This is a genomic window from Pantoea sp. CFCC18177 (assembly GCF_059412425.1).
Genome location: NZ_JBNBPL010000016.1, coordinates 39,614 through 57,124, shown reverse-complemented (window position 1 = coordinate 57,124; position 17,511 = coordinate 39,614). Strand labels below are relative to the sequence as shown.

Here is a 17,511-nt window from a genome sequence, read left to right as displayed (position 1 = left end):
CAGTTTCTGATAACATGCCGCCTTTCATGTGTTTTTTGACGCGAACCTGTCGTAACGATAACTATGACAACTCTATACACAGCCTTGCTCTATCTGATTCAGCCATTCATCTGGCTGCGCCTGTGGCTGCGCGGTCGAAAAGCACCGGCCTATCGTAAACGCTGGGCCGAGCGCTACGGCTATTGCGTCGGCAAAGTGCAACCGCATGGCATTGTGCTGCATTCTGTTTCCGTGGGCGAAACCCTGGCCGCGGTACCCTTGGTACGCGCACTGCGCCATCGCTACCCAACGCTACCCATTACTGTCACCACCATGACGCCAACCGGTTCGGAACGCGCTCAGTCTGCCTTTGGCAAAGACGTGCATCACGTCTATCTGCCTTACGACTTGCCCGGCTCCATCAACCGTTTCCTCGACACCGTCAATCCACGTCTGGTGATCATTATGGAAACCGAACTGTGGCCCAACATTATCCGTATTCTGCATCAGCGCCAGATTCCTCTGGTGATTGCCAACGCTCGCCTGTCTGAACGTTCGGCAAAAGGCTATAAAAAGCTGGGCGGCTTTATGCGTGATTTGCTGCAACGCATTACGCTGATTGCGGCGCAGAACAGCGAAGATGCCGATCGTTTCCTCAGCCTCGGCCTTAAACGTTCACATCTGGCCGTCACGGGTAGCCTGAAGTTTGATATTTCTGTCACCCCCGAACTGGCCGCAAAAGCCGTCACGCTTCGCCGCCAGTGGGCTTCGCGCCGCCAGGTGTGGATTGCAACCAGTACTCATGAAGGTGAAGAGACCATCATTCTGGATGCCCATCGCCGTCTGCTGCAGCAATTCCCAGACCTGCTGCTGATTCTGGTGCCACGCCATCCTGAACGTTTCAAAGATGCCTGCGATCTGACGCAAAAACGCGGCTTCAGCTTTATTCTGCGCAGCAGCGGTGAAATTCCGTCCAGCGAAACGCAAGTGGTGATCGGCGATACCATGGGCGAACTGATGATGCTGTACGGCATTGCCGATATCGCCTTTGTCGGCGGAAGTCTGGTCGAGCGCGGCGGCCACAATCCACTGGAACCGGCAGCGCATGCCATTCCCGTATTGATGGGCCCGCACATCTGGAACTTCAAAGATATCTGCGCCAAGTTGCAGCAGGCGGAAGGTTTGATCACGGTTACCGATGTGATTTCGCTGGAAAAACAAGTCGCTAACCTGCTGCAGGATGACGACTATCGCCGCTACTATGGCCGACATGCCGTGGAAGTGCTGCATCAAAACCAGGGCGCATTACAGCGTCTGCTACAGTTACTCGAACCTCATTTACCGCCGCGAGCTCACTAACTCATGTCGCAACGCCAACGTCTCTCCGTGGTGATGATCGCCAAAAACGAAGCTGAACTGCTACCGGAGGCGCTAGCCTCGGTCAGTTGGGCCGATGAGATTGTGCTGCTGGATTCCGGCAGTCAGGACGCTACGGCAGACGTCGCCCGTGCACTGGGCGCACAGGTTTATCAGGCGGAAGGTTGGGATGGCTTTGGTAAACAGCGTCAACGCGCGCAGGCTTTTGCCAGCGGCGATATGATCCTGATGCTGGATGCCGATGAGCGTGTGACGCCTGAATTACGCCGTACGATTGAACACGTCCTGGAGCAACCCGCAGCGAATACGGTTTACAGCCTCGGACGCAGTAATTTGTTCCTTGGCCGCTTTATGCGCCATAGTGGCTGGTATCCGGATCGCGTTCTGCGCCTGTATCCACGCGCACTCAACTACAACGACAACCTGGTGCACGAATCGCTGGATACGCAAGGCGCGCCAGTTGTTGCGCTCACCGGTGATTTGCAGCACCTCACCTGCCGCGATCTGATCGCTTTTCAGCGCAAACAGATGAATTATGCCGAAGCCTGGGCTGCTGAGCGTTTCCAGCGCGGCAAACGCTGTGGGCTTTTCTCCATTTTCAGCCACACCTTGGGGGCGTTCCTCAAAACCCTGTTACTGCGCGCCGGCTTCCTTGATGGCAAACAGGGCTGGATTTTGGCTGTCGTGAACGCACAGTACACCTTCAACAAATACTCGGCGCTCTGGGCGCTGCATCACACCTCAACACAAGGCCGCGTATGAGCACTAAAGCGATTTATCCCGGCACGTTTGATCCCATCACACTGGGGCATCTGGATATTGTCACGCGCGCGGCGCAAATGTTTGACCGCATCGTGGTGGCCATTGCCGCCAGCCCGAGCAAGAAACCGTTGTTCTCACTGGATGAACGCGTGGATTTGGCGCGTCAGGTGACAACGCATCTGCCGAATGTCGAGGTTGTGGGTTTCAGCGATCTCATGGCGAATTTTGCCAAAGCGCAAAACGCCAATGTGCTGGTGCGGGGATTACGCGCCGTATCAGATTTCGAATATGAGCTGCAACTGGCACAAATGAATCGCCATCTGCTGCCTATCCTGGAAAGCGTTTTTCTGATGCCGTCCGAAGGTTTCTCTTTCGTCTCATCGTCACTGGTGAAGGAAGTTGCACGTCATCATGGCGATGTGCAGGCATTTCTGCCTGCCGTTGTGCATCAGGCATTGCTGGCGCGACTGGCGCAGCAACCTTGATTTAGTGCTGACAGCGTGGGCACCAGAAGGTGCTGCGCTGGCCATGTTTACCGCTGACAATCGGTGTACCACACGCGCGACACGGCTCTCCCGCCCGGCCATAGACCTGCAGTTCCTGTGCAAAATAGCCCGGCTTACCGTCCGTTTGCAGGAAATCACGCAGCGTAGTACCGCCTTGTTCAATTGAGCGCAGTAACACGGCTTTGATGGTGGCAACCATCAGCTCTGCCTCTTCGCGGCTTAAACTCATCGCTGGGCGGTCGGGCAAGATTCCAGCCGTAAACAGCGATTCGCTGGCGTAGATGTTGCCAACGCCGACCACCACTTTGTTATCCATCAGCCACTGTTTAATCACCGTACGTTTACCGCGTGACTTCTCAAACAGATAAGCACCATCAAATTCGGCACTGAGCGGCTCCGGGCCAAGATGCGCCAACACACTGCTGCCTTCCAGGTCAGCGGTCCACAGCCAGGCTCCAAAGCGACGCGGGTCGGTGTAGCGCAGCACTTTGCCGTTACTCATCACTAAATCGACGTGATCGTGCTTCGCAGCCGCCTGTTCGCCGGGCAGAATACGCAAACTACCGGACATGCCGAGGTGAATGATAATCCAGCCATGCGGCAGTTCCAGCAGCAGGTATTTTGCGCGACGCTGCACACTCAGCACGGGCTGGTCGCTTAGCGCATGAATTTCGTGCGAGACCGGCCAACGCAGGCGAGGGTTACGCACCACCGCATGCAAAATCGTTGCGCCCACCAGATGTGGCTCAATGCCACGTCGGCTGGTTTCTACCTCTGGTAATTCAGGCATGTCATCTCCTCAACAAACCGCAGAAACAAAAAACCCGGCCGAAGCCGGGTTTTTAGCAAGAACACCAAAATTACTTAATTTTGGCTTCTTTGTAGATCACGTGCTGACGTACAACCGGATCGAACTTTTTCAGTTCTAATTTCTCTGGTTTAGTACGCTTGTTCTTCGTGGTGGTATAGAAGTGACCTGTACCAGCAGAGGAAACCAGCTTGATCTTCTCACGAATACCTTTAGCCATGATTCAGTTCCTTAGTACTTCTCACCACGGGCGCGGATTTCGGTCAGAACCGTATCAATGCCCTTTTTATCAATAACACGCATACCTTTAGCAGATACACGCAGAGTAACGAAGCGCTTTTCGCTCTCAACCCAGAAACGGTGAGAGTGCAGGTTCGGCAGGAAACGGCGTTTCGTCGCGTTCATTGCGTGGGAACGGTTGTTACCCGTCACCGGACGCTTTCCAGTTACCTGGCAGACTCGTGACATTTCTATTCTCCAAAAATCAAATAAGCTCGAGCTTTAAAAACTAGGTTTTGGCCGCCTCGTCAGGCCTTAGCCCGCCAGGCGAGTTCCATGTGAACCCGCTAAGCTGACCCAAACGCCAAACCCGAGATTCTCAAAGGTGGCGTAGTATACGCCGCTCAGGCGGTGTGCTCAAGTCCCGAACAGATAAAGATCCCTATGGATCGCGCGAAAATGCATCATTTCTGCCCAACCAGACGCATGTTTTACAGCCAGCCACGCTCAGCGAAAGATGTGTACTCGCCGCGACCGATCACCAAATGGTCAAGCAAACGAATATTCAGTAAGGCACAAGCCTGCCCGATTTTACCGGTGATATCGCGATCGGCGCGACTCGGTTCAGCGATGCCAGAAGGGTGATTATGCGCCAGAATCACGGCAGCGGCGTTGAGTTTCAGCGCTTCACGCACAATTTCACGTGGATGTACCTCAACGCTGGCAATGGTACCGGAAAACATCTTCTGTGCTTGCAAGACACGATGTTGGTTATCCAGAAACAGCGCCATAAACACTTCGCGTTCCTGATGCGCCAACACGCTTTGCAGGTAATGACGCGTCACCTGCGGATTTTCCATCACATTTTCCCGTGCCAGCTGGCTGGCAAAAAAGCGCCGTCCCAGCTCAGCTACCGCATGCAACTGCGTAATCTTCGCCGAGCCCAACCCTTTGATCTTCCCCAGCGCCTCATGGTTCGCCGTCATGATGCGATAAAGTGAACCAAACTCATTGAGCATCAGCTGTGCCAGCAGCATCACGTTGGTGCCTTGACTGCCCGTGCGCAAAAATATTGCCAGCAGTTCTGCATCGCTCAGTGATTCCGCGCCCTTTAACGCCAGCTTTTCCCGTGGTGCCAGTTCTTTCATTGCCTTGCCCTCCCTGCGAAGTGGCGATTGTGCGCGCCAGCCAGGTTTCACACCAGCAAGCAGGTTGCGATTTCAGAGACGGCTCGCAAAGGCCGCAGGCAGTGAAAAGGCGAGTAGCGGATTTTGTGATAAAGTTCCCTCCATCTGCCGCGTGTGACGCGGCAATCCGTTTTGAGTTGAGGCCAGAAACATGACGGGATTAGCCGGTAAAAAAATTCTGCTCGGTGTCAGCGGCGGCATTGCTGCTTATAAAGCTCCTGAGTTGGTGCGTCGGCTGCGCGATCGCGGCGCTGACGTGCGTGTGATGATGACCGAAGCCGCGAAAGCGTTTATTACGCCGTTGAGCTTACAAGCCGTTTCTGGCTATCCGGTATTTGATGATCTGCTCGACCCCGCCGCCGAAGCGGCAATGGGCCATATTGAGCTGGCCAAATGGGCTGACCTGATCCTGCTGGCTCCCGCCACGGCTGACCTGATCGCGCGCCTCGCCGCAGGTATGGCTAACGATCTGGTCACGACGGCCTGCCTCGCCAGCGCAGCGCCCCTGGCCATCGTGCCCGCCATGAATCAACAAATGTATCGCGCGGCCATCACGCAAGAGAACTTGCAGCGTTTACATCAACGTGGCGTCTTGATTTGGGGCCCGGATAGCGGCAGCCAGGCCTGCGGTGATATCGGCCCTGGGCGTATGCTTGATCCACTGGCCATTGTGGCTTATGCACTTGAATGGGCGGCGCCCGTCAACGATCTGCAACATCTCAACATTATGATCACCGCCGGTCCAACCCGTGAAGCGCTTGATCCGGTGCGCTATATCAGTAATCACAGCTCGGGAAAAATGGGTTACGCCATTGCCGCGGCGGCAGCCAAACGCGGTGCCAACGTGACACTGGTGTCCGGCCCGGTCTCGCTGTCAACACCGGCGGGCGTGAAGCGTGTTGATGTGGGCAGTGCACTGGAAATGGAAGCCGCCGTGATGGCGCAAATCAGCCAACAACATATTTTCATTGCCAGTGCTGCCGTGGCAGACTACCGGGCGGCATCCATTGCCGCAGAGAAAATCAAAAAACAGGGTGGCGATGATAACGTCACGCTGCAGTTGGTGAAGAACCCAGACATTGTCGCCGGTGTTGCCGCATTGCAGAAAAATCGCCCTTATGTGGTGGGATTTGCTGCCGAAACCCAGAATGTGGAAGAATACGCGCGGCAAAAACGGGTGCGGAAAAACCTGGACCTGATTTGCGCCAACGATGTGGCGCAGGCCGGACAGGGATTCAATAGCGACACCAATGCTCTTCACCTTTTTTGGCAGGAAGGAGAGAAAGTCTTACCGCTCAGTGATAAGACGCTCCTTGGCCAACAATTAATAGACGAGATTGTCAGCCGTTATGATGAAAAAAATCGACGTTAAAATTCTTGATGCGCGTGTGGGTAATGAATTCCCGCTGCCAACTTATGCAACCCCAGGTTCTGCAGGCCTCGATCTTCGCGCCTGCCTGGATGGTGCTCTGGAGATCACCCCAGGCATGACCACGTTGGTGCCTACCGGTTTGGCAATTCATATTGCCGATCCTTCACTGGCAGCAGTGATTCTGCCGCGTTCGGGCCTGGGTCATAAGCACGGCATCGTGCTGGGTAACCTGGTCGGCTTAATTGACTCCGATTATCAGGGTCAGTTAATGGTGTCGGTCTGGAACCGTGGTCAGGACAGCTTCACTCTGCAACCTGGTGACCGCCTGGCGCAACTGGTGTTCGTACCCGTTGTGCAAGCCGAATTCAATCTGGTAGAAGAATTCGACACCAGCGATCGCGGTGCAGGCGGCTTTGGTCACTCTGGCCGCCAGTAACACGCGACACTTTTCGCTAAGCCATCTTTTTATTTCTCATCGCCACAGGCCATTGCGCTTGTGGTAGATGAGGCAGTATTGCCTGTTTTTGGTGAATCTCAGGGGTCTTGAAGGTCATGGCAGAAAAAAAAGTCGCGAAACGGAATCGTCGCGAAGAGATTTTGCAGGCGCTGGCGCAAATGCTGGAGTCGAGCGATGGCAGTCAGCGCATCACCACCGCCAAGCTGGCAGCCAATGTAGGCGTTTCGGAAGCGGCGCTGTATCGTCATTTCCCCAGCAAAACGCGCATGTTCGACAGCCTGATCGAATTTATCGAAGACAGTCTGATTACTCGCATCAATCTGATCCTGAAAGATGAAAAAGAAACAGTTGCCCGCTTGCGTCTTATCGTGCAATTGATTCTGGGATTTGGTGAGCGTAATCCCGGGCTGACGCGCATTCTGACTGGGCACGCGCTGATGTTTGAACAGGATCGCCTGCAAGGGCGCATTAACCAGCTGTTTGAACGCATTGAGGTGCAGCTACGTCAGGTGATGCGTGAGAAAAAAATGCGTGAAGGTGATGGTTTCCAAACCGATGAAACGCTGCTGGCGAGCCAACTGCTGGCGTTTTGTGAAGGGTTATTGTCGCGTTATGTGCGCTCTGAATTCCGCTTCCGTCCCACCGCGGATTTCGACACCCGCTGGCCATTGATGGCCGCGCAGTTAGTGTAATCATGAGTGGGGGCGCATCAAAGCGCACCCTACGAAACGTTGCAGTAGGGTCGCCATTCATGGCGACCGTCATCATACAGCGATATTAAATCCCGTACTCTTTCCGATAGGCTCGCACTTTCGCCAGATGGTCCGCCATCTCCGGCTTCTCTTCCAGGTAATCAATCAGCTCCGCCAGCGTAATGATAGCGGTTACTTTGCACTGGTAGTCGCGCTCGACTTCCTGAATGGCAGAGATATCACCCCGTCCACGCTCCTGACGATCCAGAGAAATCATCACGCCCGCCAGCGTTGCGTTATGCGCACTGATAATATCCATGGATTCACGAATTGCCGTGCCTGCGGTGATCACATCATCCACCAGCATCACTTTACCCTGCAGCGGGCTGCCCACCAGCAAGCCACCTTCGCCGTGGTCTTTGGCTTCTTTGCGGTTAAAGCAATAAGGCACGTCACGGTCATGGTGGTCGGCCAGCGCCACCGCGGTGGTGGTCGCAATCGGAATGCCTTTATAAGCTGGGCCAAACAGCAGATCGAAGTCCACACCGCCGTCTACCAGTGCCTGCGCATAAAAACGTCCCAGCAGCGCTAAATCACGTCCTGTATTGAACAAACCGGCGTTAAAGAAATACGGGCTTTTACGACCCGATTTCAGTGTGAACTCACCAAACTTCAGAACCCCTTTGTTCAGGGCGAATTCAATAAACTGACGCTGCCAGGCTTTCATTTCTCACTCCTCAAATAAAGAAAAGGCGACTCTGTGGTCGCCTGTTAAATCAATTTGTTAACGCTGCTTTTTGCGCCTGAATCAACTGCTCAATGCCGCCTCGCGCCAGCGCCAGCAACTGCAGTAATTCCTCATGGCTGAACGGCTCACCTTCAGCAGTGCCCTGCACTTCAATCATGCGGCCATCTTCTGTCATCACCACGTTCATGTCGGTTTCAGCCGCGGAATCTTCCACATACTCCAGATCGCACAGCGCTTCACCGCCCACAATCCCAACAGAAATGGCAGCAACCATGCCTTTCATCGGGTTGGCTTTCAGTTTACCGGCCGCCACCAGCGCATTCAGCGCATCGGCCAAGGCCACGCAAGCGCCGGTAATGGATGCAGTGCGAGTGCCGCCATCAGCCTGAATCACATCGCAATCCAGCGTGATAGTAAATTCACCCAAAGCCTCTAAATCCACAGCTGCACGCAGCGAGCGGGCGATCAGACGCTGAATCTCCAGCGTGCGCCCACCTTGTTTGCCTTTCGCCGCTTCACGCGCCATACGGCTGTGGGTTGAACGCGGCAGCATGCCATATTCAGCGGTGACCCAGCCCTGACCTTTCCCTTTGAGGAAGCGCGGCACACCTTCTTCAACAGTGGCGGTACACAGCACTTTGGTTTCACCGAACTCGACAAGGACAGAGCCTTCAGCGTGTTTGGTGTAGTGACGAGTAAGGGTGACGGGACGCACTTCAGATGCGTTACGGCCTGCTGGACGCATGGTTTCTCTCCGGCTTGCTTAGGTTTGGCTGCGCATTATACGGACTTCCCACCCGGCTGTCCTGCCCGCGTGAGCGACAATCCCGGATGAAATTTAGCCGCAGCTGTGGCTAAATGCGCCCTTTCCTTCAAATAAAAAGACAAATGATGACAGCGATACTCCATTTCCTGCTGGCGCTGGGGGTGATTTTTGCCCTTGCGCTGCTGGTCAGCCATGACCGTAAACAGATTCGTCCGCGCTTTATTATTCAATTATTGATTGTTGAGGCCGCGCTTGGCTGGTTCTTCCTGCATTCGGCCGGTGGCCAGTCAGTGGTGACCGCCGTCGGCGGCTTTTTCGAGACCTTACTGACCTTTGCTGCACAAGGCACCGATTTTGTGTTCGGCAACATGGCAAAACAGGGCCTGGCATTCATTTTCCTCGGCGTACTCTGCCCGATTGTGTTTATCTCCGCGCTGATTGGTATTCTGCAACACTGGCGCATTCTGCCGTTGCTGATCCGCGTGGTCGGTACTCTGTTATCTAAAGTCAACGGTATGGGCAAGCTGGAGTCTTTCAACGCCGTCAGCACCTTGATTCTGGGTCAGTCGGAGAACTTCATCGCCTATAAAGGTATCTTGGGCGATATCTCGGCACGTCGCATGTACACCATGGCAGCGACGGCGATGTCGACGGTTTCACTGTCGATTGTTGGCGCCTACATGTCGATGATTGATGCCAAATATGTAGTTGCCGCCCTGCTGCTCAATATGTTCAGCACCTTTGTTATCTTGTCGATCATCAACCCTACTCGCCCGGAAATTGAAGAACACATCGCGTTGGATAAGCTGCATGAAGACCAGAGTTTCTTCGAAATGCTGGGGGAATACATTCTGGCTGGCTTTAAAGTGGCGATGATCATTTTAGCCATGCTGATTGGCTTTATCGCGCTGATTGCCGCCATCAATGCGCTGTTCTCTGCCGTGTTTGGCTACAGCTTCCAGCAGTTACTTGGCTACGTGTTCTATCCCTTTGCGTGGCTGATCGGTATTCCGACCGCCGATGCACTGCAGGCCGCCAGCATCATGGCGACTAAGCTGGTCGCCAATGAATTTGTTGCCATGATTGAGCTGAAAAAAGTGGCAGCAGAGATGACACCACGCGGGCTGGGTATTTTGTCGGTATTCCTGGTGTCGTTCGCCAACTTTGCGTCGATCGGGATTGTGGCCGGTGCGATTAAAGGGCTCAACGAGAAACAAGGTAACGTTGTGTCGCGCTTTGGCTGGAAGCTGGTTTATGGCTCAACGTTGGTGAGCTTGCTGTCCGCCGCGTTTGCTGGCCTGTTCATTTAAGGTTTTCAGGGCGCGCTTAAACGGTGCGCCCTGCTCATTTCGCTAAAACGCCACGCACACCAGCGCATCGACGCGCATCACGGATTCCTGATCAAATCGCTTTTTATAGATGTCACGTAATGTGTTGATGCTTTCTGAGCTTGAGCGGTCAGGCTGATGAATCAGCATCAAAGCCTTACTGTTTTCACGCGCCAGTTTGCCCCCTTCGCCCAGCCATTGCCCTTTACCGTCATACACGGAAAGCCCGTCTTTAAAGCGCGGCGTCACGTCGTTATCAACAAACTGTTGCCATTCACTGCTGCTCACCGTGCCACCTTTAGGCTTGTTCATACCGAACCACAAGGTGGTTTGCATCATGATGTCGCCCGAGCCACACACGGCGACCGGCGCGGTATTGGGTGGGATCTGTTCATGGGAGGTAGAGGGTGCCTGGCATCCTGCCAGAGAGAGGACAAGTACCAATGGTATCGCCAATTTATTCAACATCATAGCCTCAGAATTTTAGGTATCACACAGAACATCATAGGGTGAGAAGGGTTGATCCGTCATCCTTTTCACCGAAAGTCGCCCACGAGGTACGCTCATTACGCATACGCCTATCATGGTTTGGCTACCGTCACTATAATGCGGGGAACATTCCTGAAAATGAGTACAAGCTTATGATCCGCAGCATGACCGCTTACGCCCGCCGCGAAGCCAAAGGCAACTGGGGCAGCGCCGCCTGGGAACTCCGTTCGGTGAACCAGCGTTACCTGGAAACGTACATCCGTCTGCCCGAGCAATTTCGCGGCCTGGAGCCGGTAATCCGCGAACGTATCCGCAACCGTCTGACGCGCGGCAAAATCGAGTGCAACCTGCGCTTTGATGCCGACCCTTCTGCGCAGGGCGAACTGCAGCTCAACGAAGCGCTGGCGAAACAGCTGGTGCGTGCTGCCAACTGGGTGAAGCTGCAAACCGATGAAGGCGCAATTAATCCGTTGGATATCCTGCGCTGGCCGGGTGTGATGTCAGCACAAGAGCAGGATCTCGATGCCATCAATACCGAGCTGTTGGCGGCACTGGATGGTGCACTCGATGACTTTATCGTGGCACGCGAAAGCGAAGGCAACGCGCTGAAAACGTTGATCGAACAGCGTCTGGAGGGTGTCTCTCAGGAAGTGAGTAAAGTGCGTGCGCAAATGCCGGATGTATTGAAATGGCAGCGCGAGCGTTTGATCACAAAGCTGGAAGAAGCTGAAGTACAGCTGGAAAACAATCGCCTTGAACAAGAGCTGGTGATGATGGCGCAGCGCGTTGATGTGGCAGAAGAGTTGGATCGCCTCGATGCGCACGTGAAAGAAACCTATAACATTCTGAAGAAGAAAGAAGCCGTGGGACGTCGCCTCGACTTTATGATGCAAGAGTTCAACCGCGAGTCGAACACGCTGGCTTCCAAGTCAATCAATGCGGATATCACTGCTTCAGCGATCGAGCTGAAAGTACTGATTGAGCAGATGCGCGAGCAGATCCAGAATATCGAGTAACATCCTTTGACGAGGTTAAGTCCCGCACCTGGGGGCTTGACCTACTCTTTGCGCTGAAGCCTTTACGTGAAAAGGGTACACTTGCACTCCCCAACCCCTTAATTGACACCGCTACGCGAAACTATGCATAACCGTCTTACCATAAAAGATATCGCCCGTTTGAGTGGCGTCGGTAAATCGACCGTCTCGCGCGTGATCAATAATGAAGGGGGCGTCAGCGAAGCGACTCGTCTCAAAGTCCTTCAAGTGGTGCAGGATCAGAATTTCAGCCCGTCAAAATCAGCGCGATCGATGCGAGGCGGCAGTGACAAAATCGTCGCGATTATTGTTTCCAGACTGGACTCTCCGGCAGAAACACAGTCCGTCCGCGCTATGCTGCCGTTGTTATATGAACAGGGTTATGACCCAATCATTCTTGAAAGCCAATTCAGCACGGAGCGGGTCGCTGAACATTTACAACTGCTGGAAAAGCGCAACATCGATGGTCTGATTCTTTTTGGTTTCTCGACGTTAAGCCCAACTGTGCTTGAACAATGGCAACGCAAAACGGTGCTGGTCTCACAGGGTATGCCCGGGATCTCATCGGTCGAATATGATAATGCCGGGGCGATCCAGCTCCTCATGCTTCAGCTTATTGAAAAAAATGTCAGGCATATTAGCTATATTGGCGTGGAAGCCAGCGATACCACCACAGGCCAGCAGCGTTCAGAGGCTTACCTCACGCAATGCCAGCAACATCATATTGAAGTGACAATGGCGCTGGGTGATCTTAGCTATCAGAGCGGTTTTGATCTCACCGCTCAGGTGTTGAAACCCCATACCCAAGCGGTCATCTGTGCTTCTGATACGATTGCGTTAGGTGTTCAGAAATACCTGCAGCAGCATGCCATCAGCCATGTACAGGTTGGCTGTGTGGGCAGTAATGCCTTATTAGAGTTCATCTTCCCCCTCACCCTCTCTGTACAACCCGGTTATAAAAACAGCGGGGAAGTGGCTGTCAGACAGCTAATTTCTCAGCTCGCGGGCAACTTAAACCCTCAACAACATCTGCTCTCCCCCACGCTGCATCCGCAGGATTAACCGCACCCGTCACCCATGACCAATGTGATCTCTGGCTCAGATTTGGGAACGTTCCCATTTTTTATGTGAAGAAACACACACTATCGGGAACGTTCCCAATTATTGCAGCGACGCTTTGTGTAATGTCTGCGCCAGATGCGTAGAAAGTAAATAAGGCTTTCTGCGGTGTTAATTCTGCAGCTTAAGGCATAGAAAAATGAGCACAAACCCGCAACAGGATGTTGAACGCTTAATTGAGTATGTGGGAGGTAAAGACAATATCGCGAGTGTGAGTCACTGCATTACACGATTGCGGTTTGTTTTGCATGATCCCTCACTGGCTTCCCCGGCAAATATTGAAACTCTGGAGATGGTGAAAGGTTGTTTCACCAATGCTGGCCAGTTTCAGGTCGTTATTGGCACCCAGGTTGGCGATTACTACAGCACGCTGTTACGCCTGACCGGCGGTGATAAACAGAACAAAGAAGCCGTGAAGATTGCCGCACGCAACAACATGAGTGTGTTCGAGCGTGCCATCTCCCACTTTGCTGAGATTTTCTTTCCGCTGTTGCCCGCTTTGATAAGCGGTGGCTTAATTCTCGGCTTTCGCAATGTCATCGGTGATATCCCATTTAGCGATGGCAAAACCCTGGCGCAAATCTCCCCGGTCTGGCAAACGTTGTATGACCTGCTCTGGTTGCCCGGCGAAGCCATCTTTATGTTCCTGCCGGTTGCGGTGTGCTGGTCCACGGTCAAAAAAATGGGCGGCACAGAGATACTGGGCATCGTGCTTGGCATTACCCTTGTCTCACCGCAATTGATGAACGCCTATGGCCTGGGGCAGCAGCTCCCTGATACCTGGTCACTCGGTTGGTTCACCATTGAAAAAGTCGGTTATCAGGCTCAGGTCATTCCCTCGATGTTGGCGGGTCTTGCCCTTGCGCTCATTGAAAACCGTTTCAAAAAGGCCATCCCTGATTTTCTGCATCTAGTCATCGTACCGATCTCCACACTGCTCATCGCGGTTTTCCTTGCCCACGCGCTTATCGGTCCTTTCGGTCGTATGTTAGGTGATGCTGTGGCGTGGGGCGTGAAAAGCGTTATGTCAGGGGCGTTCGCGCCCATCGGTGCGACCTTATTCGGTTTTCTTTATGCACCGCTGGTGATCACCGGTGTGCATCAGACCACACTGGCGATTGATATGCAGATGCTGCAAAGCACTGGCGGGACTCCGCTCTGGCCGCTGATCGCCCTGTCGAATATTGCGCAGGGATCCGCGGTATTGGGGATCATTCTCATCAGCAAAAAGCAGAAAGAGCGCGAAATTTCGGTGCCGGCGGCGATCTCCGCTTTCCTCGGCGTGACAGAACCCGCGATGTACGGGATTAACCTGAAATACCGTTTTCCCATGCTCTGCGCGATGATCGGATCGGCCTGTGCTGCACTGGTATGCGGGCTGTATGGTGTAAATGCCAACGGTATTGGCGTGGGAGGCTTGCCTGGCATCCTTTCTATCAAACCGCAGTTCTGGGGCATTTTTGCACTGGCGATGCTCATTGCCATCCTGGTGCCTGTTGCGCTCACTTCTCTCATCTACCGACACAAATTCCACTCGTCAAAATCTGCTGCGGCACGTCATCAGGAAACAGGTTATGGCACAGCTGAATGAGATCCCTTGGTGGAAAAATGGGGTGATTTATCAAATCTACCCAAAAAGTTTTCAGGACAGCACGGGCAGTGGCACTGGCGATATCAATGGCATCATTCAGCGACTTGGGTATCTGAAAACCCTGGGCGTGGATGCCATCTGGCTCACTCCTGTTTATGTTTCACCGCAGGTCGACAACGGTTATGACGTTGCCGACTACTGCAACATTGATCCGCTCTACGGCACGTTAGAAGACTTTAAACGCCTGATCCACGCCGCGCATCAATTGGGGATTCGCGTGGTAATGGATATGGTGTTTAACCACACCTCCACACAACACCCTTGGTTTAAGCAGGCAGAAAATCCAAGCAGTGATTATCGGGATTTTTATCTCTGGCACAGCGGATCTCAAGGGGTTGCGCCTAATGACTGGCAATCAAAATTTGGTGGAAGCGCCTGGCAATGGCATGAGGAGAGTCAGCACTATTATTTGCATCTGTTTAGCCCCCAGCAGGCTGACTTAAACTGGCAGCATCCGCCTGTACGTGAAGCCTTAAAAGATATCTGTCGGTTTTGGGCTGACCTCGGCGTAGATGGTCTGCGGCTTGATGTCGTCAACTTAGTCTCTAAACACGCTGATTTCCCTGATGACTCCCACGGTGACGGGCGACGTTTCTATACCGATGGCCCACACATCCACCACTATTTACGCGAATTTAGCCGTGACGTTTTCCAGCCCCAGCAACTGATGACGGTGGGTGAAATGTCCTCTACGTCGCTTGAACACTGCCGTCAGTACGCTGCACTGGATGGCAGCGAATTATCCATGACCTTCAATTTTCACCACTTGAAAGTGGATTACCTCAATGGTGAAAAATGGAGTCTCACTCCACCTGATTTTATCGCGCTGAAAGCGATTTTTAACCAGTGGCAGCAAGGCATGCATGGCCATGCCTGGAATGCCCTGTTTTGGTGTAATCACGATCAGCCACGCATCGTTTCTCGCTACGGTCATGACGGTGAGTGGCGTACCTGCTCCGCCAAAATGCTGGCCATGATTCTGCACGGCATGCAAGGCACGCCCTTCATTTACCAGGGTGAAGAGATCGGTATGACCAATCCAGGGTTTAGCGACATCTCACAGTACCGTGATGTTGAGACGCTCAATCTTTTCGCTGCGCAGCAATCTCAGGGTGGGGATGAGCACAAGCTGATGCCGATCCTCGCCAGTAAGTCGCGAGACAATGGCCGCACGCCTATGCAGTGGGATGCGTCACTTCATGGCGGATTTTCCCGCGCCACGCCCTGGATTTCATTTTGCGATAACGTAGCGCAAGTCAACGTGGAGCAGGCGTTGGCCGACCCCGACTCCGTTTTTTACCTCTATCAACGGCTAATCCAGTTACGCAAAACTCAACCCGTGATCACCGCCGGGGATTACCGTGATTTACGGCCCACCGATCCCTCCTTGTGGTGCTACACCCGCAACGCATTCGGCCATCCGACACTCAAGGTGATCGCCAATCTCAGTCCTACCCATCTGGAGGTCGATAGCGAACTGTTATCTGGCGATGTATTGCTCGGTAATTACCCGCCGTCTGCGTGTAAAAACACGCTGCGCCCCTACGAATGCCTTTACCTCAACCCTAAATAAAACAATGAAATAAAAGGATATAACAATGAAAAAACCAGGAAAATCCCTACGCCTCATTCCCCTTCTGGGATGCATTATTGCGGACCCCGCACTGGCGGTCGATTTCGGCGGTTACGCGCGGTCTGGCATCGGCTGGAGTAGTAAAGGCGGTGAGCAGAAGTGCGCCCGCACCACTGGCGCCAACGGAGTCTACCGGCTGGGTAATGAATGCGAAACCTATGCGGAACTCAAGCTAGGCCAGTCTTTATGGGAAGAGAACGATCAGCGCTTTTATCTCGATACCAATCTGGCTTATGCCGTCTCTCAACAGAATGATGTCGAGAGCGTCACACCCAATTTTCGTGAAGCCAATGTTCAGGGAAAAAACATTATCGATGCCTTACCAGGGTCAACATTATGGGCAGGTAAACGCCTCTATCAGCGCCATGATGTGCATATGATTGATTTTTACTATTGGGATATCTCTGGTCCAGGCGTTGGGTTAGAACATATCAACACCCCTTTGGGCAAACTCTCGTTAGCGGTGACGCGCAATACCGAAGCAGGCGGATCATGGGGATTTATTGAAAACCAGATGAAGTGGCAGCCCACCATTAATGACACCGTTGATGTACGCCTTGCGGAGATCGATACCAACCGCAATGGCCAGTTGGAGTTCGGTGTCGACTACGGACGTGCGCAAGTGCAAAAAGGGTTCTCACTCGCAGAGGGGGCTTCATCCCGGGGATGGATGGCCACGGCACAGCATACGCAATCGTTAGAAGGCGGATTTAACAAATTTGCGGTGCAGTATGCGACCGATGCGATGACATCAATCACCACCGGGCGCCCAGAAGGGGCCAGCGTGGACAATAACGGTCATATGCTTCGACTCATCAACCATGGCGCTATCGATATCAATGATAAATGGAGCCTGATGTATGTCGGGCTTTACCAGAATATCGATCGGGAAAACCATAACGGCACCACCTGGTACAGTGCTGGCATCCGCCCGATGTATAAATGGACACCGATCATGAGCACCCTGGTTGAGTTGGGCTATGACCGGGTCAAATCACAGCAAATCAGCGAAAAGAATCAGCAGTATAAGGTTACACTGGCCCAGCAATGGCAGGCGGGTGAAAGCATCTGGTCACGCCCTGCACTTCGGCTATACACCACTTATGCCAAATGGAATGAGAAATGGGGCTATGCGGACGCCAGCGAGAGTGCCTGGCGCAAAAATATCGCCCTGCGCGATTCGCCAGCTAAAACCTTCAGCAGAGGAGCAGGTAGCGAAGTGGCGTTTGGCGCACAGATAGAAGCCTGGTGGTAACACTGTCCCTGCGCAGGCACTCAGCTTGCGCAGGATTTCTGTCGCTCACGACCTGATTTCGCAACGCTAGCCGATTTTTTAAATTACGCAATGTAAGGCATTTGAAAGGATGCGTATTTTTGTATGATA

The 17,511-nt window shown here is 53.3% G+C and carries 19 protein-coding genes; 12 read left to right on the top strand and 7 right to left on the bottom strand.

Translation table 11 applies throughout. The features are described from left to right. Positions 1-63 precede the first annotated feature (63 nt). From waaA to coaD, 3 genes are read left to right on the top strand one after another with little or no spacing between them, the layout of a single operon-like run. Entirely contained in the window at positions 64-1,338 is a 1,275-nt protein-coding gene (gene waaA / locus ACPUC8_RS16620) for a lipid IV(A) 3-deoxy-D-manno-octulosonic acid transferase (RefSeq protein WP_039328170.1), read from the top strand. A gap of 3 nt (positions 1,339-1,341) precedes the next feature. Beyond that, on the top strand, positions 1,342-2,118 hold the full coding sequence (locus ACPUC8_RS16615; protein ID WP_494926857.1) for a glycosyltransferase family 2 protein: 777 nt from the start codon (positions 1,342-1,344) through the stop codon (positions 2,116-2,118). Continuing rightward, on the top strand, positions 2,115-2,603 hold the full coding sequence (gene coaD / locus ACPUC8_RS16610; RefSeq protein ID WP_494926856.1) for a pantetheine-phosphate adenylyltransferase: 489 nt from the start codon (positions 2,115-2,117) through the stop codon (positions 2,601-2,603). Before ACPUC8_RS16615 ends, coaD begins: the two co-directional genes overlap by 4 nt. 1 nt (position 2,604) lies before the next feature. Here the strand turns inward: coaD and mutM are convergent, their stop codons facing one another. The 4 genes from mutM to radC all read right to left on the bottom strand — a co-directional run bounded on the left by mutM (position 2,605) and on the right by radC (position 4,799). Next, positions 2,605-3,414, bottom strand: a complete 810-nt coding sequence (mutM, locus tag ACPUC8_RS16605; protein ID WP_039328161.1) for a bifunctional DNA-formamidopyrimidine glycosylase/DNA-(apurinic or apyrimidinic site) lyase — start codon at positions 3,412-3,414, stop codon at positions 2,605-2,607. Positions 3,415-3,484: 70 nt separating this feature from the next. Further along, positions 3,485-3,652 (bottom strand): 50S ribosomal protein L33, encoded by a 168-nt coding sequence (rpmG, locus tag ACPUC8_RS16600; RefSeq protein WP_001051798.1) that lies wholly within the window; start codon positions 3,650-3,652, stop codon positions 3,485-3,487. Between the two features lie 11 nt (positions 3,653-3,663). After that, positions 3,664-3,900 (bottom strand): 50S ribosomal protein L28, encoded by a 237-nt coding sequence (gene rpmB / locus ACPUC8_RS16595; protein WP_007885297.1) that lies wholly within the window; start codon positions 3,898-3,900, stop codon positions 3,664-3,666. Between the two features lie 242 nt (positions 3,901-4,142). Further along, positions 4,143-4,799 (bottom strand): RadC family protein, encoded by a 657-nt coding sequence (gene radC, locus ACPUC8_RS16590; RefSeq protein WP_494926855.1) that lies wholly within the window; start codon positions 4,797-4,799, stop codon positions 4,143-4,145. Between the two features lie 190 nt (positions 4,800-4,989). Here radC and coaBC point away from each other — a divergent pair, with 190 nt between their 5' ends. From coaBC to slmA, 3 genes are all read left to right on the top strand, one after another. After that, positions 4,990-6,210 (top strand): bifunctional phosphopantothenoylcysteine decarboxylase/phosphopantothenate--cysteine ligase CoaBC, encoded by a 1,221-nt coding sequence (coaBC, locus tag ACPUC8_RS16585; RefSeq protein WP_494926854.1) that lies wholly within the window; start codon positions 4,990-4,992, stop codon positions 6,208-6,210. Next, entirely contained in the window at positions 6,188-6,646 is a 459-nt protein-coding gene (gene dut / locus ACPUC8_RS16580) for a dUTP diphosphatase (protein WP_039328147.1), read from the top strand. Before coaBC ends, dut begins: the two co-directional genes overlap by 23 nt. Before the next feature lie 116 nt (positions 6,647-6,762). After that, positions 6,763-7,359, top strand: a complete 597-nt coding sequence (gene slmA, locus ACPUC8_RS16575) for a nucleoid occlusion factor SlmA (protein WP_039328145.1) — start codon at positions 6,763-6,765, stop codon at positions 7,357-7,359. Between the two features lie 85 nt (positions 7,360-7,444). On the opposite strand, the gene pyrE is transcribed toward slmA, so the two are convergent. Then, entirely contained in the window at positions 7,445-8,086 is a 642-nt protein-coding gene (gene pyrE, locus ACPUC8_RS16570; protein WP_034823839.1) for an orotate phosphoribosyltransferase, read from the bottom strand. 49 nt (positions 8,087-8,135) lie between these two features. Then, positions 8,136-8,852, bottom strand: coding sequence for a ribonuclease PH (rph, locus tag ACPUC8_RS16565; RefSeq protein WP_058972456.1), 717 nt, complete (start codon positions 8,850-8,852; stop codon positions 8,136-8,138). Between the two features lie 146 nt (positions 8,853-8,998). On the opposite strand from rph, the gene ACPUC8_RS16560 reads away from it, so the two are divergent. After that, positions 8,999-10,183, top strand: coding sequence for a NupC/NupG family nucleoside CNT transporter (locus tag ACPUC8_RS16560; RefSeq protein ID WP_494926853.1), 1,185 nt, complete (start codon positions 8,999-9,001; stop codon positions 10,181-10,183). 42 nt (positions 10,184-10,225) lie between these two features. Here the strand turns inward: ACPUC8_RS16560 and ACPUC8_RS16555 are convergent, their stop codons facing one another. Beyond that, entirely contained in the window at positions 10,226-10,669 is a 444-nt protein-coding gene (locus tag ACPUC8_RS16555) for a DUF3574 domain-containing protein (RefSeq protein WP_039328138.1), read from the bottom strand. Between the two features lie 173 nt (positions 10,670-10,842). Here ACPUC8_RS16555 and ACPUC8_RS16550 point away from each other — a divergent pair, with 173 nt between their 5' ends. The 5 genes from ACPUC8_RS16550 to ACPUC8_RS16530 all read left to right on the top strand — a co-directional run bounded on the left by ACPUC8_RS16550 (position 10,843) and on the right by ACPUC8_RS16530 (position 17,382). Continuing rightward, positions 10,843-11,706: a YicC/YloC family endoribonuclease gene (locus ACPUC8_RS16550; protein WP_039328135.1), complete on the top strand. Its 864-nt coding sequence runs from the start codon at positions 10,843-10,845 to the stop codon at positions 11,704-11,706. A 123-nt stretch (positions 11,707-11,829) separates the two neighbouring features. Beyond that, complete coding sequence (treR, locus tag ACPUC8_RS16545) at positions 11,830-12,786, top strand: trehalose operon repressor TreR (protein WP_058972457.1); 957 nt, start codon at positions 11,830-11,832, stop codon at positions 12,784-12,786. 196 nt (positions 12,787-12,982) lie between these two features. Continuing rightward, positions 12,983-14,434, top strand: coding sequence for a PTS trehalose transporter subunit IIBC (gene treB / locus ACPUC8_RS16540; RefSeq protein ID WP_081998048.1), 1,452 nt, complete (start codon positions 12,983-12,985; stop codon positions 14,432-14,434). Then, positions 14,418-16,067 (top strand): alpha,alpha-phosphotrehalase, encoded by a 1,650-nt coding sequence (gene treC, locus ACPUC8_RS16535; RefSeq protein ID WP_494926852.1) that lies wholly within the window; start codon positions 14,418-14,420, stop codon positions 16,065-16,067. Before treB ends, treC begins: the two co-directional genes overlap by 17 nt. A 25-nt stretch (positions 16,068-16,092) precedes the next feature. Further along, complete coding sequence (locus tag ACPUC8_RS16530; protein ID WP_039328127.1) at positions 16,093-17,382, top strand: maltoporin; 1,290 nt, start codon at positions 16,093-16,095, stop codon at positions 17,380-17,382. The last annotated feature ends 129 nt before the right edge of the window (positions 17,383-17,511 follow it).

Bases quoted from the DNA above. Each gene is read 5' to 3' on its own strand.
- ACPUC8_RS16560 (WP_494926853.1), top strand. From the start codon at position 8,999: ATGACAGCGATACTCCATTTCCTGCTGGCGCTGGGGGTGATTTTTGCC.
- treC (WP_494926852.1), top strand. From the start codon at position 14,418: ATGGCACAGCTGAATGAGATCCCTTGGTGGAAAAATGGGGTGATTTAT.
- rph (WP_058972456.1), bottom strand. From the start codon at position 8,852: ATGCGTCCAGCAGGCCGTAACGCATCTGAAGTGCGTCCCGTCACCCTT.
- coaD (WP_494926856.1), top strand. From the start codon at position 2,115: ATGAGCACTAAAGCGATTTATCCCGGCACGTTTGATCCCATCACACTG.
- treB (WP_081998048.1), top strand. From the start codon at position 12,983: ATGAGCACAAACCCGCAACAGGATGTTGAACGCTTAATTGAGTATGTG.
- rpmB (WP_007885297.1), bottom strand. From the start codon at position 3,900: ATGTCACGAGTCTGCCAGGTAACTGGAAAGCGTCCGGTGACGGGTAAC.
- ACPUC8_RS16555 (WP_039328138.1), bottom strand. From the start codon at position 10,669: ATGTTGAATAAATTGGCGATACCATTGGTACTTGTCCTCTCTCTGGCA.
- rpmG (WP_001051798.1), bottom strand. From the start codon at position 3,652: ATGGCTAAAGGTATTCGTGAGAAGATCAAGCTGGTTTCCTCTGCTGGT.
- ACPUC8_RS16530 (WP_039328127.1), top strand. From the start codon at position 16,093: ATGAAAAAACCAGGAAAATCCCTACGCCTCATTCCCCTTCTGGGATGC.
- treR (WP_058972457.1), top strand. From the start codon at position 11,830: ATGCATAACCGTCTTACCATAAAAGATATCGCCCGTTTGAGTGGCGTC.
- mutM (WP_039328161.1), bottom strand. From the start codon at position 3,414: ATGCCTGAATTACCAGAGGTAGAAACCAGCCGACGTGGCATTGAGCCA.
- waaA (WP_039328170.1), top strand. From the start codon at position 64: ATGACAACTCTATACACAGCCTTGCTCTATCTGATTCAGCCATTCATC.
- slmA (WP_039328145.1), top strand. From the start codon at position 6,763: ATGGCAGAAAAAAAAGTCGCGAAACGGAATCGTCGCGAAGAGATTTTG.
- ACPUC8_RS16615 (WP_494926857.1), top strand. From the start codon at position 1,342: ATGTCGCAACGCCAACGTCTCTCCGTGGTGATGATCGCCAAAAACGAA.
- dut (WP_039328147.1), top strand. From the start codon at position 6,188: ATGATGAAAAAAATCGACGTTAAAATTCTTGATGCGCGTGTGGGTAAT.
- radC (WP_494926855.1), bottom strand. From the start codon at position 4,799: ATGAAAGAACTGGCACCACGGGAAAAGCTGGCGTTAAAGGGCGCGGAA.
- pyrE (WP_034823839.1), bottom strand. From the start codon at position 8,086: ATGAAAGCCTGGCAGCGTCAGTTTATTGAATTCGCCCTGAACAAAGGG.
- ACPUC8_RS16550 (WP_039328135.1), top strand. From the start codon at position 10,843: ATGATCCGCAGCATGACCGCTTACGCCCGCCGCGAAGCCAAAGGCAAC.
- coaBC (WP_494926854.1), top strand. From the start codon at position 4,990: ATGACGGGATTAGCCGGTAAAAAAATTCTGCTCGGTGTCAGCGGCGGC.